The organism is Desulfobacterales bacterium, assembly GCA_030066985.1.
Taxonomy (GTDB): domain Bacteria; phylum Desulfobacterota; class Desulfobacteria; order Desulfobacterales; family JAHEIW01; genus JAHEIW01.
The window spans coordinates 20,336-35,910 of record JASJAN010000045.1; the positions used below are offsets into that span (position 1 = coordinate 20,336).

Annotated in this window: 22 protein-coding genes; 19 read left to right on the forward strand and 3 right to left on the reverse strand. The window is 50.8% G+C overall.

Annotated features, from left to right (window positions below; all coding sequences use genetic code 11):
* Positions 1-12 precede the first annotated feature (12 nt).
* The 19 genes from QNJ26_18710 to QNJ26_18800 all read left to right on the forward strand — a co-directional run bounded on the left by QNJ26_18710 (position 13) and on the right by QNJ26_18800 (position 12,518).
* The gene (locus tag QNJ26_18710) at positions 13-609 is read left to right on the forward strand and encodes a short chain dehydrogenase (protein ID MDJ0987578.1); all 597 of its coding nucleotides are present in this window, start codon (positions 13-15) and stop codon (positions 607-609) included.
* Positions 610-635: 26 nt separating this feature from the next.
* Positions 636-1,325 (forward strand): aspartate/glutamate racemase family protein, encoded by a 690-nt coding sequence (locus tag QNJ26_18715; GenBank protein ID MDJ0987579.1) that lies wholly within the window; start codon positions 636-638, stop codon positions 1,323-1,325.
* Between the two features lie 216 nt (positions 1,326-1,541).
* Complete coding sequence (locus tag QNJ26_18720; protein ID MDJ0987580.1) at positions 1,542-2,057, forward strand: hypothetical protein; 516 nt, start codon at positions 1,542-1,544, stop codon at positions 2,055-2,057.
* Between the two features lie 9 nt (positions 2,058-2,066).
* Positions 2,067-2,660, forward strand: a complete 594-nt coding sequence (locus QNJ26_18725) for an NAD(P)H-dependent oxidoreductase (GenBank protein ID MDJ0987581.1) — start codon at positions 2,067-2,069, stop codon at positions 2,658-2,660.
* Positions 2,661-3,066: 406 nt separating this feature from the next.
* Entirely contained in the window at positions 3,067-3,255 is a 189-nt protein-coding gene (locus tag QNJ26_18730) for a hypothetical protein (protein ID MDJ0987582.1), read from the forward strand.
* Between the two features lie 78 nt (positions 3,256-3,333).
* Entirely contained in the window at positions 3,334-3,681 is a 348-nt protein-coding gene (locus QNJ26_18735; GenBank protein ID MDJ0987583.1) for a YajD family HNH nuclease, read from the forward strand.
* A gap of 22 nt (positions 3,682-3,703) precedes the next feature.
* Positions 3,704-4,102, forward strand: coding sequence for a hypothetical protein (locus QNJ26_18740; protein MDJ0987584.1), 399 nt, complete (start codon positions 3,704-3,706; stop codon positions 4,100-4,102).
* A 32-nt stretch (positions 4,103-4,134) separates the two neighbouring features.
* Entirely contained in the window at positions 4,135-4,560 is a 426-nt protein-coding gene (locus QNJ26_18745; GenBank protein MDJ0987585.1) for a hypothetical protein, read from the forward strand.
* A 60-nt stretch (positions 4,561-4,620) separates the two neighbouring features.
* Entirely contained in the window at positions 4,621-5,331 is a 711-nt protein-coding gene (locus QNJ26_18750) for a 4Fe-4S double cluster binding domain-containing protein (GenBank protein MDJ0987586.1), read from the forward strand.
* 85 nt (positions 5,332-5,416) lie between these two features.
* Positions 5,417-5,836: a hypothetical protein gene (locus QNJ26_18755; GenBank protein ID MDJ0987587.1), complete on the forward strand. Its 420-nt coding sequence runs from the start codon at positions 5,417-5,419 to the stop codon at positions 5,834-5,836.
* On the forward strand, positions 5,829-6,455 hold the full coding sequence (locus QNJ26_18760; GenBank protein ID MDJ0987588.1) for a hypothetical protein: 627 nt from the start codon (positions 5,829-5,831) through the stop codon (positions 6,453-6,455). The genes QNJ26_18755 and QNJ26_18760 overlap by 8 nt, the downstream gene beginning before the upstream one ends.
* A gap of 60 nt (positions 6,456-6,515) precedes the next feature.
* Complete coding sequence (locus QNJ26_18765; protein ID MDJ0987589.1) at positions 6,516-7,010, forward strand: GNAT family N-acetyltransferase; 495 nt, start codon at positions 6,516-6,518, stop codon at positions 7,008-7,010.
* Entirely contained in the window at positions 7,007-7,771 is a 765-nt protein-coding gene (locus QNJ26_18770; protein ID MDJ0987590.1) for an HAD family hydrolase, read from the forward strand. Before QNJ26_18765 ends, QNJ26_18770 begins: the two co-directional genes overlap by 4 nt.
* Before the next feature lie 49 nt (positions 7,772-7,820).
* Positions 7,821-8,369 carry a hypothetical protein gene (locus tag QNJ26_18775; protein MDJ0987591.1) on the forward strand — a complete coding sequence of 183 codons (549 nt, stop codon included), beginning with the start codon at positions 7,821-7,823 and terminating at the stop codon, positions 8,367-8,369.
* Positions 8,366-9,007, forward strand: coding sequence for a DUF2238 domain-containing protein (locus QNJ26_18780; protein MDJ0987592.1), 642 nt, complete (start codon positions 8,366-8,368; stop codon positions 9,005-9,007). Before QNJ26_18775 ends, QNJ26_18780 begins: the two co-directional genes overlap by 4 nt.
* Before the next feature lie 29 nt (positions 9,008-9,036).
* Positions 9,037-9,522: a GNAT family N-acetyltransferase gene (locus QNJ26_18785; protein MDJ0987593.1), complete on the forward strand. Its 486-nt coding sequence runs from the start codon at positions 9,037-9,039 to the stop codon at positions 9,520-9,522.
* Positions 9,523-9,854: 332 nt separating this feature from the next.
* Entirely contained in the window at positions 9,855-10,820 is a 966-nt protein-coding gene (locus QNJ26_18790) for a queuosine salvage family protein (protein MDJ0987594.1), read from the forward strand.
* Between the two features lie 314 nt (positions 10,821-11,134).
* Positions 11,135-11,587 carry a DUF2752 domain-containing protein gene (locus QNJ26_18795; protein ID MDJ0987595.1) on the forward strand — a complete coding sequence of 151 codons (453 nt, stop codon included), beginning with the start codon at positions 11,135-11,137 and terminating at the stop codon, positions 11,585-11,587.
* Between the two features lie 73 nt (positions 11,588-11,660).
* A complete protein-coding gene (locus QNJ26_18800; GenBank protein ID MDJ0987596.1) occupies positions 11,661-12,518 on the forward strand; it encodes a tetratricopeptide repeat protein in 858 nt (285 codons plus the stop codon).
* Between the two features lie 287 nt (positions 12,519-12,805).
* Here QNJ26_18800 and QNJ26_18805 read toward each other — a convergent pair whose 3' ends face one another.
* The 3 genes from QNJ26_18805 to QNJ26_18815 all read right to left on the reverse strand — a co-directional run bounded on the left by QNJ26_18805 (position 12,806) and on the right by QNJ26_18815 (position 15,338).
* Positions 12,806-14,062 carry a (Fe-S)-binding protein gene (locus QNJ26_18805; protein ID MDJ0987597.1) on the reverse strand — a complete coding sequence of 419 codons (1,257 nt, stop codon included), beginning with the start codon at positions 14,060-14,062 and terminating at the stop codon, positions 12,806-12,808.
* A 244-nt stretch (positions 14,063-14,306) separates the two neighbouring features.
* On the reverse strand, positions 14,307-15,023 hold the full coding sequence (locus QNJ26_18810; protein ID MDJ0987598.1) for a respiratory nitrate reductase subunit gamma: 717 nt from the start codon (positions 15,021-15,023) through the stop codon (positions 14,307-14,309).
* A 72-nt stretch (positions 15,024-15,095) separates the two neighbouring features.
* Entirely contained in the window at positions 15,096-15,338 is a 243-nt protein-coding gene (locus QNJ26_18815) for a sulfurtransferase TusA family protein (GenBank protein MDJ0987599.1), read from the reverse strand.
* Positions 15,339-15,575 lie beyond the last annotated feature (237 nt).

The following is a 15,575-nucleotide window of genomic DNA, read 5'->3' on the forward strand; positions in this document are numbered from 1 at the left end:
GAGGTGCACAAAATGAGAATCATCGTCGTAGGCGCCAGCGGCACACTGGGCAAAGCCGCGGTAGATGCGCTAAAGCAGCAGCATGACATCATTCAGGCCTCTAGAAACAGTGAGGTCCAGGTGGATCTGAGCGATCCCGCATCCATTAAAGCCATGTATGCGCAGGTAACCGATATCGATGCGGTGGTCTGTGCGGCTGGCGATGCACGTTTCGGGCCGCTGGCGGATCTGACTGATGCCGATTTTGATTTGAGTCTGGGCAATAAGCTGATGGGACAAATCAACCTGGTTCGTTTCGGCCGCGAGCACCTAAATGAAGCCGGCGTCTTTACGCTGACCACCGGGATGCTGGCGCATATGCCCAACGCAGCCACCGTAATGCTGACGATGATCAACCGCGCGCTGGAGGCTTTTGTGGAAGCCGCCGCACTTGATATGCCCAGAAATCAAAGACTGAATGCGGTCTGTTCGCCCATGGCCAAGGAAACCGCCGAAAAAATGGGCTGGGGGCCGGGCGGGGTGCCGGCCGCAGAAATAGCCAAGTATTATGTTCAGTCGCTGGAAAGCGACCTTAATGGGGCGCTGATCGGGCCGGCCCATAGTGATTAAATAAAATTTTTAAAGGTAGAGCGAATATGAAGACCATTGGCCTGCTGGGCGGCATGAGCTGGGAGAGCACCGAGCTTTATTATCGCTGGATTAACGAAGAGACCAAACGCATCCTGGGTGGACTGCACTCGGCCCCGATCGCCATGGTCAGCGTGGATTTTCAGAAAATAGAGGCGCTGCAGCACAAAGGCGACTGGGCGGCAGCCGGTGATATTCTGGCCCACGCGGCAGGTCAGGTGGAAGCCGCCGGCGCGGATTTTTTGCTGATCTGCACCAATACCATGCACAACGTGGCCGCCCGGATAGAGGCGGCTATCCGCATTCCCCTGCTGCACATTGCCGACGCCACTGCCGGTCAAATCCAGCAGGCCGAAATGGACACGGTTGGATTGCTGGGCACAAAATTTACGATGGAGCAGGACTTTTACAAGGGCCGCTTGCAGCAAAAAGGCATCAACGTGCTGGTCCCCCCGGATGAGGACCGCGCCATCGTCCATCGAACAATCTATGAGGAACTGTGTCTGGGCAAAGTGCTCGACAGCTCGCGCCAGGAATACTTGCGGATTATCGATCAGCTGCACGACGAAGGCGCACAGGGGGTTATCGAAGGCTGTACCGAAATCGTCATGCTCGTCCAGCAACAGCATACCCGGGTACCCCTTTTTGACACCACCGCGATTCATGCCCGCCAAGCGGTTGCCGAGGCGCTCAAATAAGGTCAGCCGTATGACGGGGTCGTCGACCGGCACAGGCGATGTCCGTTAAGCTTTAAACCACCGGAGCCTTCTGAAATTAAAAACCATCCAATTAAATACCGTTATCTTTTTATCAGCGCTGCTATATTAATCGTCCTGATCAACTTTGCGATTGTCGGTTTTGCGCCCTATTTCATCGTCCTCATACCCGCCTTCCCTTTTTGCCTGCTGTTCGTTTTGCCGATATCCCGACAATATGTCGGCCAACCGGATACAGCGGGCCTTATCGGTGCGGGAATCGGCGCACTGATATCTGTGCTTCCGGTAACCGTTATTCTAACATACGATATGATAACTGGCTGGAAAGGCGGTGCCGATATCGAGCTGGGGATGCTTTATCTGTTTTTGCCCGTGTATTCAGCTCTCATTATGGCCCTGGGATATTTTATCGCTGAAACGGCAAGTTTGATGCGTCAGCGAAATTTTAGCAGGGTACCCGAGATTTTAAGATCCCTGTCTTTGTTCATCGGTATTGGATTCAGTTTTTATTTTCTGCTAAAGTCACATAGCGCTTACACCCTGTGGCGCTATTACAAAATAGAAGATCCATCCGCCGCTGAACTATACGGGATCGATGTTTGGCTATTTGCCATAATGTCAGCCGCTGCCTTGCTTATTCCGATTGTCATTTATTTAATGACGCGAAAAAATAAACAAGGAAATAAGGATATGGATCTAACTGAACCATCATAGGGGCCGAACATGCATGTTTACATCATATTTGCACACCCCGGTCAGGATACTTTCAACCGTGAGGTTCTGAACACCTTTGTGCAGGGGCTAAAAGATGCCGGTCACACATACGACATCGGTGATTTGTACCGCATGGACTTTCAAACTGACATGGATCCGGTGCAATACCTGCGGGAGGTCGGGCTCGACCCGGCAGTGCCGGTCCCGGATGATATCAAGGCCGAGCAGGTGAAAATCAATCGGGCCGATGCGCTGGCGTTTATTTACCCGGTGTGGTGGAGCGACTGCCCCGCCAAATTAAAGGGCTGGTTTGACCGGGTGTGGACCTATGGGTATGCTTATGTTTATGATGAAAACGAGGCACGCTACACCCGGATTGACATCCGCAAGGCCCTTGTCATCTGTTCGGCCGGTCACCCGGTAGAGCACCTTGAAAAGACCGGCATTGCCGAAAGCATGCGGCAGATCATGCTCAATGATCGCCTGCTGGGCATCGGCGTAAAGGAAGCCCGGATGGAAATTCTGGGCGGCATGATGCCCCAAGACAATACCTACCGGCAATCCAACCTTGAAAAGGTCTATCAACTGGGCAAAAATCTGTGAGGCTGTGGTCATCTGATTTAAATTCATGATGATTTTCAATTACTCGGGTCATATGTTTGAATTCAATCCATTCAGCAATGAAAAACGAACACTACAAATCCTGTTCTGGGTAATCATACCACTCATTTTCTTTGTTTTCTTTCGCCTTTTCTGGCTGGTCTTTGGTTTAATATATGGTGGATTAGTGTCAATGATCCTTGGATCACGATTTAGCGGGCTGATTTCAATTATCTCATTAGCAACCGCACTGGTATTTACATTTTTGACTTGTCGATACCTGTATCAGCAATTTAAGAAGCATATTATTGGAAAATGATTAGAATTAGGATGAAGACTTTAAGGCCCTGATGAACTTGTTAACGATTTGCCGCAGCAATATAAACATCGCGCATGAAAGGATACAATTTTGAATCTGGAAGGTTTGATACCGCTGCTCGGCGGGCTCTATGCTTTTTTACTGGCCCGCGGAGTTGTTCGCGCCAGTAAAGACCCGGTCAAAAACGATGCCTGGCTTCGCAAATGGGGCCCCATACTCAAATGGATCGCGCCGCTGGTCATGCTGTTTGGCATTTTGCAGCTGTCAGGCATCCTTTAAATACCGCAGCTTAAACGACATCTTAAAGGTGAAGGTGACACTATGCCATCAAAGAAAAATCGATTGGATCGTGACGAAATGAATCGGGTGGTCGCCGAGGCCCGCAGCAGCCGTCAGAAACGATTGCAGGGATATCGGGAGCAAGCGCTCAAGATTCTTCCCCGGGTCTGCGCCCGTTGCGGGCGCGAATTTGAAGGCAAGAAACTGCGCGAACTGACGGTCCATCACAAAGACCACAACCATGAAAACAATCCACCTGACGGAAGCAACTGGGAACTGTTGTGTATTTACTGTCACGACAACGAACACTCACGTCACCTGGACGCGGAAGGCTACGGTGATGTGGTGCCCGGCGATGAACCGCAACCGGCCGGCACGTTTAAACCTTTTGCCGACTTAGATAAGCTACTCAAAAATAAAAAGTAAGCCATCGAAAAAAGCCCGCTGTATGGAAAACAGGCGTTTCTGCATATGGATTATTTTCTTTGCCGCTCTGGCCGCTGTGAATTGCTCGGAGGTCAATTCAGATGAAGTGCCGGATTGCAGCCGGTCTTTTTGCGGATGCTGGAAGGATGTGATCCTTGAATTTAACACCACAATTTTAAACGAAAGCGATCAGCCTCTGACCGATATCGAAATCTACTGTGCCGGTGAGGAAACGCCCCGCGCAGTCAGCGATCCGTCCGGCGCTGCCGGGTTCAAGGTCGCCACCGAGTACAGCCCGGGCTGTCATTACGCCCTCTGCAGTAACCTAATATTCAAAGATAAAAAGCAGCGCTACCCAAAAAAGGAATTGACCGTATATCAGGCCAATGGCCAGAGCATTCATCTGATGCGTGCGAAATAATTCCGCGAAGCTCCTCCCGGGAGGAATTTCCAATGAATCTGCGTCAACAATTTATCAACGCGGCCCAAAAGGACTTTTCATTTTTAGCGGATGAGTATGGCTTCAGTTACACACCGCCTGAATCCGACAGCTCGCTGGAATCCTTACGCTATGAAAAATTGCCACTTTACGTTGAAATCAGCTGGTATAAAGGAGAGATGGATGTCATTGTCGGCTATGCGGGTGAAACCGCCATCCTGCGACCGTATAAATCCAGAATTTTCTTGTTAACGGAGATTGCCCTGCATCGGGATTCCAGCGCATTAAAAGATGCACCGCGATTTCCAAACTATATCACCACGGAAAATGAGATCCTGACCGCCGTTGCATATTGGTCTCAAACACTGAAAAAATATGGTCCCGAACTGCTCAACGGCGATATATCCTTACTAGAAGACATCGCCACAAAGCGAAGTTGAAATCAAACATTCTTTTAGATAAAATGCGGCCTGTAGATAGGAACATAAAGGAGAAGATTGTTGAGCGATACCGGCCCGACCACACCTGACTGGCTTGACCAATGGATGGCCACCCATGGCATTGAACTCTGGGGAGCGGCGGATCTGCGGGACTTTGCCACGCCGCAGTTTAAAAATGGGCGGCTGCCGTCCGCGCTTTCATGGGCGCTTCCCATGAACCCGCACATAATGGTCACCATTCAACAGGGCCCCAATCAAGCCTATGCCGATGAATATGCCCGGGTCAATGATCGTTTAAATGAATTGGCCCAACTGCTGGCAGACACCATCATCAGCCACGGCTTTCAAGCAGCTGCCCTGGCGGCCTCTGAACGCACCGACAGGGTCAACATCAAAGGCGTTTTTCCCCAGAAAACCGCTGCCACCCGGGCAGGATTGGGCTGGATCGGTCGACACTGCCAACTGATCACGCGCAATTACGGCTCCTGGGTCCGGCTGGGCACCGTTTTCACCGATATGATACTCCCGTTTGGCAAGCCAATGGCGCGCAGCTTTTGCGGCCGCTGCATGCGTTGTGTTGAAGCCTGCCCGGCCGATGCATTGCAGGGCAGCGCCTGGTACCCGGGAATTGAAAGACATAAAATTTTAGATGTGCGCGCCTGCGATCGCTGGAAAAAGGAAAATTACTTACAATACCACCAGGGGCACAACTGCGGCATTTGTTCAGCGGTTTGCCCCTATGGTCTTAAGGTTTTAAAAAAGCAGCCCTGATATATTCAGCATGAAAGGATCACCTTATGACGCAGTGCCGCCGATCTGAATGTTTTTATGTCATTATCCAATTATGAGACGACATTTGATCATAGCGCTGCTGGTCAGCCTGTGCGTTGTCACGTGTGCCAAAGAATATAAAGATTCAATTACGATTCTACACATCGAAGGCCGCGTGCTGGATCAGGCGTCCAACTTTCCGCTTGAAGCGGTCGATGTGTACTTTATCGACACCGGATATGATGATGTTCTTTCACAACGGCAAGAGCCGATCAAAGTCGGCCAGAGCGATGCAAGAGGTAAAATTACGGCGCGAGTTAACTACTGGTGGGGCAGAAAAACATCGGTATTTGACGATCAGCCCGGAGCAACATTTGACATACTTTTAACCCGTGAGGCCTATGTGGACAAACGCATACCATTTAAGGAATCGGAGCTAAAAACCGATGGGTTGACATTTTTAGTCAATCTGGAAGATGTTCACCTGGTTCGCAAAAATGAATGACAAATCACATCGCTCATCAACAGTCGGTTATACGCTTGTCATACAGTGTCTGGTGCTGTTGATCTTATCCTGTTCATCTTACTCTCAGAGCAATGAACAAGCCCTGAAACCAGCAGCAGGCGGTACGGCCAATCCTGCGGCTTCTAAGATTTGGAGCGAGCTGCTTAGAAAATCACCGTTTCCGCATACCGCCCCGCTGCCGCCGCAGGCGTCCAGTGTCGTAGATGGCACCTATACCAAGTTCGACCCCAAAAAAACACCACCGATGCCCTGCCGGCGGTGCCCGGATTATGTCCCTGATGGGGGCATATGGAAACTGCATTTAAGCAAGGGTGTTTTTCGAATCTTTCACGAATTTAGCGGCTGGCGCAGTATCGGTTCTTTTGTTGTCGAGGAAAACAAGGTGTGGTTGTTTAATGACCCCACCTGCATGGAGGCGACGGGATCTTATTGGTGGACTTTTGAAGGCGGGCAATTATCACTGCAGGTGATCGAAGATGAATGTGCCATCCATATGCGCGCACAAAATTTAACCAAGCAACCCTGGCGGTCCTGTCAGCCGCCGACGATGGAAGCCGGCGTTGGTGGTCATTGGGATAGGCCACCGGGCTGCGACTAATAGCGCAAGCGCTTTCTGTCTGAATTTGCATTAAGCAATAAGTATAAACAAGGATAAACGATGCTTGAAATCAAATTGGCAACCGATGAAGATTTTGTCCAGATCTGGCCCATTATTCATGAAATATTGCGCACAGGTGACACGTATCCGTTTGCGCCGGAAACCACCCGGGACGAAGCTTTTCAGATCTGGATGAAAAAACCAAAAGCCACCTATGCTGCCCTTCTGGATGATCAACTTGTGGGCACTTATTACATCAAAGCCAATCAGCCGGGGCTGGGGTCGCACGTGTGCAACTGCGGCTACATGGTGGGTGCCGCCGCTCGCGGCAAAGGGATCGGCCGGGCCATGTGCCAGCATTCGCTGGTTAAAGCCTGCAAGCTTGGATTCAAGGCCATGCAATATAATCTGGTGGTCAGCACCAACACCGGGGCGGTTAAGCTGTGGCAGGATTTGGGCTTTGATATTGTCGGCACCCTGCCCAAAGCCTTTCATCACCATGAAAAAGGGTTTATTGATGCCTTTGTCATGTATCAATGGCTGGATGAGAAATGACGATACAGGGATATTTTTTTGATCTATACGGCACCCTGCTGGTTTACGGGGATATGAATCGTGCCTGGTCGGACTGGCTTTCCACCTTTTATGATCTGTTAAACGCACAGGGAATGCAGTGCACCAGAGCCGATTTTTCAGAGGCCTGCGACGGCTTTTTCAGCGCCGCTCCGCCGGTAGTGGCCCGGGGAGATCAGTTAACGGTTCTCGAACGCCGAATCCTGCGTTTGTGCGCAGCATACAACCATCAACCGGGTAAGACCGAATTGCGGGAAATTGCCGATCGGATCGCCGCCGCATGGCAAACCCATATTGCTACCGATCCTCAAGCCATGCCGGTTTTAAAGCAGTTAAAGCAGCTGCAAAAAACCGTCGGTCTGGTGAGCAATTTTGATCACCCGCCGCATGTACGGCGTCTATTGGCAGAAAATGGCTGGGCCAATATCTTTGATACCATTATCATATCCAGTGAGGTTGGGGTCAAAAAACCGGATCCGGCCATTTTTGAACTGGCGCTGCAGCACGCCGGGATTGCGCCGGCACAAGCTGTTTATGTCGGCGATACGCAGGATGATGTGACCGGTGCCATTGCTGCCGGGATCCAGCCGGTTTTTATTACCCGTACGGACAACCCCACAGACAGCAGTGCTCTGGATTTTCAGATGGCCGTAGGTCAGCCACCGGTTGCAGAAAACAGTAGCTCGAACAGCGCGCTGATGACCATTTACGATTTAGAGGAAATTTTAACCCTGGCAACCTAGAAAGGAAAATCCATCAACTTGCACCAACCCATGCTAACAGGAGATGCCCATGACGTCAGATCAGCATTCGAAATTTAACGCCCAAAGAGTCACCCGCCAGTATGTTCAAACCATTCAGGCCACACCGTCTGTGGTTCATGCGTTGATCTGCCCGGTCAAAGAGGCCGAGTGGCTCGAAAGCTGGAATTATAAACTGATCTTTTCGCATTCCGGGGTTGCCGAACTCGGCTGCGTTTTTACCTCCCAAAGTGCAGGGGAAGAAACCATCTGGCTGATCACCAAAAGAGATGATGCCCGTTGCGAGACCGAGTTTGTGCGGCTCACCCCGGGCTCCAGAGTGGCAGTCGTGACGGTGCGGATCGAAGATGGCGGACAACAGACCTCGCGGGTTCACATCAGCTATACCATCACTGCGCTAACTGCAGCCGGAAATGCGTTTATCGACAGTTTTAGCGAAGAAAATTTTGTCAAGGACATGCAATTCTGGGAAGCTACCATGAATCATTATTTAAAAACCGGCAAGGCACTGGCCCATTCTGATGCCGCGCACTGGTTAAACTATGAATCCAATCCGAACGCAGCGCAGGAGGACCCATGAAGTCCTTACCGTTTTCCTATTACCGCACGCCGTTAGTCCTGCTGGGCATTGTCATCGCTGTCTGTGTTGCCACCGTATGGGCGCCGCCGGCCGGCAGAATCAGCTGGCTGCTGGAGGTGGGTCCCGGGCTGGCTGGTATTGCGGTGCTCATCTGCCTTTACCGCCGCTTTCCCATGTCGCAGATGGTCTACTGGTGCGTTTTTTTGCATATGTTTATTTTAATCTACGGCGGTTTTTACACCTACGCCAAAACGCCCCTGGGCAACTGGGCCATGGACGCCTTCGGCTTCAGCCGCAATCATTATGATCGCGTGGGCCATATCGCCCTGGGTGTTTTTCCGGTTTTTATCGTTCGCGAAGTTTTGCTGCGCGTCACCCCCTTGCAAAAAGGGGGCTGGTTTTATTTTATTGTCTTTAGCATCATACTGGCGATAGCAGCCTTCTGGGAGCTGCTCGAGTGGTGGATCGCGCTGCTGGCGGCCCCGGATGTCGGCACCGCCTTTTTGGGTTCCCAGGGCGATATCTGGGATGCGCAGTGGGATATGTTTTTAGCCCTTGTGGGGGCAATGGTCGCTGTGCCGCTGATGTATCGCCTGCATGACAAATCGATGGCACGTACAGAAAAGTATTTAGCCTGATAAATCGCAACGAGGACAGGGAGCCGATCATGGCGCAAGACATCACCATCCGCATAGCCAAACCAACCGACCATGTTGAAGTGATCGCCGCCCTGCAGAACTGGTGGGGCGGGCGCGATCTGACGGCCATGCTGCCCAAACTGTTTTTAAACCACTTTAACGACACCTCCTTTGTGATGGAGAACAAAGGCCACATGATTGGGTTCTTAATCGGCTTTATGTCCCCTGCCCTTGAAAACGAGGCCTACGTTCATTTCATGGGGATCCACCCGGATTTTCGCAACCAGGGGCTGGGCCAAACCATCTATGAACGCTTTTTTGAGGTCTGCCGCCGGCAAAATCGCACAATCGTCCGGGCGTGCACTTCACCGGTCAATAAAGGCTCGGTCGCTTTTCACCAGAAAATCGGGTTTCGGGTGGAATCCGGTGATGACCGGATCGATGGCATCCCGGTTAAACGCGATTACAACCGCCCCGGTGATCATAAAGTCATGTTTACCAAATTGATCGACTAACATAATAGACCGGTTGGATCCCTTAACCTGCCGCAGCGATACCTGCCTGTATTTCCGTATAACTACCTGACCGCAGGGCCCAGCTATCGCGCCGATGAGACGGGCCAAATCCGCATGATTCGCGTCAGGAGCAAAAACCACCTGCGCCCGGCAGACGCCCCGGTGATCATGAAAGTAGACGCACAGGATTTGCAGAAACCACACCACGCCTCCTAATGTCAACAGATATAGACCTACCGTTTGCCGCTAAAACAGGGCATATGGATTTTTGATTGCGAAGCCCATTCATCCATGATGTAACCTTTTATAAAAACGGCAGACAGGAGTGCCTCATGGGTGTCAGATTGCTGGATCGGGTCCGCGCGGCCTGCAAAACCGTGGCCGAGAACGCGACCCACATCCAAATCGAATATGACCGCATAGCGGCCTATGCCGCGTCTTTGCCTCTGGATCAGATCGGCCGGCCCGCGCATGATCCTGACTGCCATTATCTGGGCCACGGCGATGATACGGCAGCGTTCTTTTTGACCCTGGATAGCATCAATTTTGGCTCGGGTTATTTCCCGCATCTGCGCAAACACACCGGCAAATCAGGATATTTTACGGTGGCCGGCTGCTTGAATGCGCATTTTATAAAAGAGGGACCTTTTTCGGCCAGGGCGTTGACCCGCCTGACCGCCGCGGACTGCACCCGCATATTCGCACAAGATCCCAACAATCAGCCGATTGCAGCCCTCATGCAGCTTTTTGCCAGTGCGTTAAATGAGTTGGGTGCCCATCTACAGGCCCAATTCAACGGCAGCTTCAGTCAATTGGTCACAGCCGCAGACGCATCCGCCCAACGCCTGGCGGAGCTACTCGCTCAAATGCCCTGTTTTAAGGATGTTGCGCTATGGGACGGGATTGAAGTGCCCTTTTTTAAACGTGCCCAACTGGCGGCAGCAGATCTGTCGCTGGCCTTTAAAGGCAAAGGGCTGGGCCGATTTGAAGATCTGGATGACTTAACCATTTTCGCTGACAATCTGGTGCCGCATGTATTGCGGGTGGACAAGATTCTCAATTATTCAGGCTTGTTAAGGGCTCGGATCGAAGCTGGCCTGCGGATTGCGGCCGGCTCGAAGGAGGAAATCGAAATCCGGGCCTGCGCCCTGCATGCGGTTGAGCTGATCAAAGCGGCGCTTCTGGCATCCGGGCAAACGATCAACGCCATGACACTGGATTTTTTGCTGTGGAATCGCGGTCAGCTCCCGACCTATAAAGCCATCCCACGCCATCGCACCCGTACCCTGTTTTATTAAGCCCAATTCACCGCATCACTACAGGGCCGGTCATTGATAGCGATTTGACCGGCCGCATTTCATCAAAAATTTGCAAAATACCGGATTTATCTGTTAAAATTATAAGATAGCAACCACTTAGGACACCGCAGGTTCGTTTTTGGAAGCATAATCAGACAGCACGATATCAATCCATCTGTCTCACCGCTTGCATCGGATAAGCATAAAGATTTTCAACAAATTGCCGATAATTAGATAATGCCGGTAAGACATTCATTGGGCAGATGGCAGACTGCTGCTGTTCAATGCCAAGTTCGTCGATTGCAGGAACTTCAATGAAACCCAATCGGATCCGCTTGACCGCTGTCAGACAACAATTGTTTACACCTGTGCTGGCGCCTGCGATGCAAAACCGCTGGGTGTTGCTCCTGCTGGGCGCCGCAATCGTGTTTCAGGTAGCAGTCGCCGCCATGGCGTCCACAGCCTGGCAATGTCCGCTAAAATCAACGCTGGGCATCGCCTGTCCCGGCTGTGGTCTGACTCGGGCAATGGTTTTGCTGGTACAGGGAAAATGGCTGGATGCCGTTCATTTACACGCATTTGCCCCGATCGCAGTGGGCATCGCTGCGCTGCTGATAACGGGCATGCTGTTGCCGAATGCATTGCGCCACAGGGCAGCAGAAACGCTGGCAGCTTTTGAAAGCCGCAGTGGGATTGTCGTCTGGCTGGTGTTAAGTGTGCTGATCTACTGGGTATGCCGCTTGATGATTTTCAATTCAATACATTAAGACCGTCGCGGTAAAATTTTAAAATATGGGGGGCACTCCGCTCAGGAGCGAAAATAAACAGGAGAGGTAAACCATGACAGATATAATTCTCAGTTTTGTATTTCCAGTGTTGAATTTTATCGGCTTTATTGTCTGCATCGTTGTTTTGATCAAACAATTCAAGCATGCCGGAGTGTTACATGGTATCCTCGGCATTATCACCTGCTCGTTGTGGACCTTTATCTGGGGTTGGATCAAACACAAAAACCTGGCGTTGACGAAGCTGATGATTACCTGGACCGTTGTTACGGTGGTACCCCTATTAATGATTCCGGTGTTTGGCGCAGCGATGTTTGGCGAAGTTTACAAAATAATGAATGAAATTAAAAACGACCCGAACCTGGTGGTGAAGCAGGACAGGGACAAGATGGCCGTGCCGGGGATCAAACGCAATAAATCACGGAAAAGGCCCCCAAAACGCAACGTCAACAGAGCCCAAAAGGACTGGAGCGCTGAGGCCATGGCACTGTGGCAAAACGGGCAATACAGCGACCCGAACAGGGCCAAGCAATACTGGGACAAGGCCATTGCTGCCAATCCCAAGGTTGCCGAAGCATATAACAACCGGGGTTTGGCGCTTTACAACCTAAAGCAGCACCAACAGGCCATTGTTGACTTCAACCAGGCCATTCAGATCAATCCGAAATATACCGAGGCCTATAACAATCGCGGCAATGCCTATTATGCTATGGAGCAATACCAGCAGGCCGAGGCCCAATTTTCGGAGAGTATTATGCTCAATCCCAAATACGCCAAGGCGCATCTAAACCGGGGTCTGGCCAAGTTCCAGATGCAAAAAATCCCCGAATCCTGCAGTGATTTCAAGCGCGCCTGCAACCTGGGCGATTGTGACGGATTGCAGTGGGCGACGCAGAATGGACACTGCAAGTAACCTTCTTTATATCAATCGGTTTGCCGGTTGCCGGTTGAGCCGGCCGAAGGTCCTCGTGAAACGGGATTGTGCCCGTTAAAAAAATATCTAATTTAATATTCCTAACCGGCAAACGGGCGAGTCTCCCAAAGGCGGACAAGGGGTAACGGGCTCAACCATAAATTAGAAGCATCTTTAAGATCGGTTTGAAGATACGGAAAGAAGGAAGGAAACTAAAAAAGCGGCCTGTCTGTCTTTTGAATAAAGACCGACAGGCCGTTTTTGTTTGGTGCTGTGCTGCTCGCCGGCTATTGAACCAGGGCGTCTGCAACCATCGAGCTTAAAAACCGGACCTCGACCCCCATCTGGTAGTGGGCGTTTAAACTATCCAGCTGGGCGTGACAATTTTCACAGGCAGTGGCTAAAATTTTGGCGCCACTGGAATTGACCTGGTCGACTTTAACCCGGGCGGATTTCATCCGAAAATCAAGGGTATCTTCTCCCATGGCAACCAGTCCGCCGCCACCGCCACAACACCAGTTGTAGCGCGGATCATCACTTAGCTCCCGGTAGTCATCGGTCAGATGCTGCAAAATATAGCGCGGTTCATCGATAACGCCGGCGTTGCGCGCAATCTGGCAGGGATCATGATAGGCAACCGCGCCATCCACGATGGTTTTGTCCAGCCGGATGCGGCCTTGTCGAATATAGCGAGCATGTACTTCAGTAACCGAGCTGACCTTAAACGGCTGCTCGCCGGCCAGTTGTTTCATCACCCGATAGGCCGTGCCGCATTCACAGATACAGACCTCTTTGACTTTGAGGCGTTTGGCTTCATTGATAATCCGATTCAGTATCAATTGGGTCTTGGTGGGATCGCCAACAAAAGCGCCGAAATTAACCGCTTCGAAAAAACTCAGCGTCCAGTTTTCTTTAGCGGCATTAAAAATGGCGGCCGCTGGAATAATCGAATGCGCCCCGGCCAGGGCAACATACAACAAATCAGCGCCGGTGACATCCACCGGAATAGCGGTTTCACCGGCTTCGACTTGCCATTTTGAGACCACATCTGCTTCAAGCCTTTTGATGCCCGCCATAAAGCCCTCTTTGAGCAGATCAATGGACTTGCCTTTTTCAATCGAGGTATCGGCCAGCAGCGTTAGGATTTCGGGTTCCATTTCAGCCCCCACCAGCAAGAGTTTGGCAATCGACATCAACATCTGGGTATCGATACCAAAGGGGCAGTACACCATGCACCGACGGCAACCGGTGCATGAATAGGCGGCTTCGTATAAGTCATCAAGGGCCATTTCACTGAGCGTTTTGGCCTCACCGACCGACGGCCAAAAGTTGCCGCGACTTTTGAAATATTTTTTGTACAGGCGGCGGATAATTTCGGCCCGATAGGCGGCAATGTATTTCACCTGCCCCATTGAGGCGTGCACATGACAGGCCTCGGTGCACACACCACAGCGCGTGCAGGTTTCCAGATAAAGCCGCATGGCCTGGTTTAATTTGCTTTCAAACAACTTAAGCAAATCATCTCTGGTTTTTTCATCCATCATCTCGCCCTCAACAGGTGTCGTTTTGGCGTCTTTGGAAAAGTGTTTTTCTGGAGATTCATATAATCCAAACTTAAGGTGTCAGTGTTCAGGTGTCAGGTGTCAAATTCTGAATTTCAGAATTGCCCCTGAATCCTATGGTTTTATATTGTTTCTGAAGTGATTTCAGGTGGTGATGTGACACGCAATGCCCTGACACCTGACACCCGAAACCTGAAAACTTCTTTATGCTGATACCCGAAACGAACTACTTACCTATCTTGAGCTTATTTACAGCCAACGACATAAACGAATGCATGCTCTGGCTGAACGGAAAAAATATCAGAAACACATTGGCAAAAAAGATATGCAGCACCAGCATGAACGAATGACCCGATTCCGTCAGCTCGGACGGCAGATAAGGGTCAAATGTCAAAAGACTACCAAGATATTCCCGATACTGCTCAACGGTCACCGTTTCGTAAAAATACCATCGACGGGCCCAGTCCATCTGGCTGCCGAACAACACCACCAGAAAAAGCAAAATTAGCAGGTAATAATCTTCGGGAACCGACAGCTCCCTCACCGGTGAGATAAATCGGCGAAATAAAAAATACAGCAATGCGATGGAAGCGACCAGGCCCACAAACCCCTGGCCCAGAAAAATCTCATGGGGAATCAGCTGCAGTATTTGAATGTCGCCGAATAGCTCCAGATGCCCGATAATGAGCAGTAGGATGCAGATATGAAATGCCATCAGAAAAAGCCACAATATGGGTTTGTGCTTGCGGACGGTGGGGAATAACAAGGTGTCATGCAGGGCCCACAGCCACCCGGGTTTTTTTTCAGGATAAATCTGAAGTGGGGCCGGATGTTTGGGCGCACGCCAGATTTTGATCAAACGGACCGCTGTGCCAATAAAAAAAATGGCAAAGGCCAGGTAGACCATCGGCACCAGTATGATGTAATACAACGTTTCCAACATGCCCCCCGTAAAAGGTGCGCCAATCACCTTCAACAGCGACAGCGCAAGAAGATGCAGCAGCCGAGGATCGATTTAGGCGTTGCGCTTGATGAAAAACTTTATCACATCATCATCCTGTTCGGTTTTCAAAACTTCATTGCCGCTGGTTCGGGCCCAGGCGGGTATGTCGGTCAGCGATCCCGGATCCGTCGAGTGGGCTTCAATCACCTGACCCACCTCAACCTCTTTGATGCCCTTGCTGATCTTAACCACAGGCATGGGACAGGGGAGCCCCTTTAAATCAAACACTTTGTCAACTTTGATATCATCACTCATTTTTTCCTCCTCGTTAAATCGGTCGTACCGGTTACCCGCTTGTCCGCCTATGGTGGGTTAGCCTGTTATCCCGTTGTGCAGGAAACAAAACGATATGACCGGCTCAGTTTCTATGCTTTTTATTTAAATAACCTGTAAGAACCTATTTCAAAAATAGTAGATTACGTCCAAGGGCAAGGCGAAAAACGATTCGAAAGTGGAGCATACACGATAGTATTCGAGCATTTCGAATCGGTT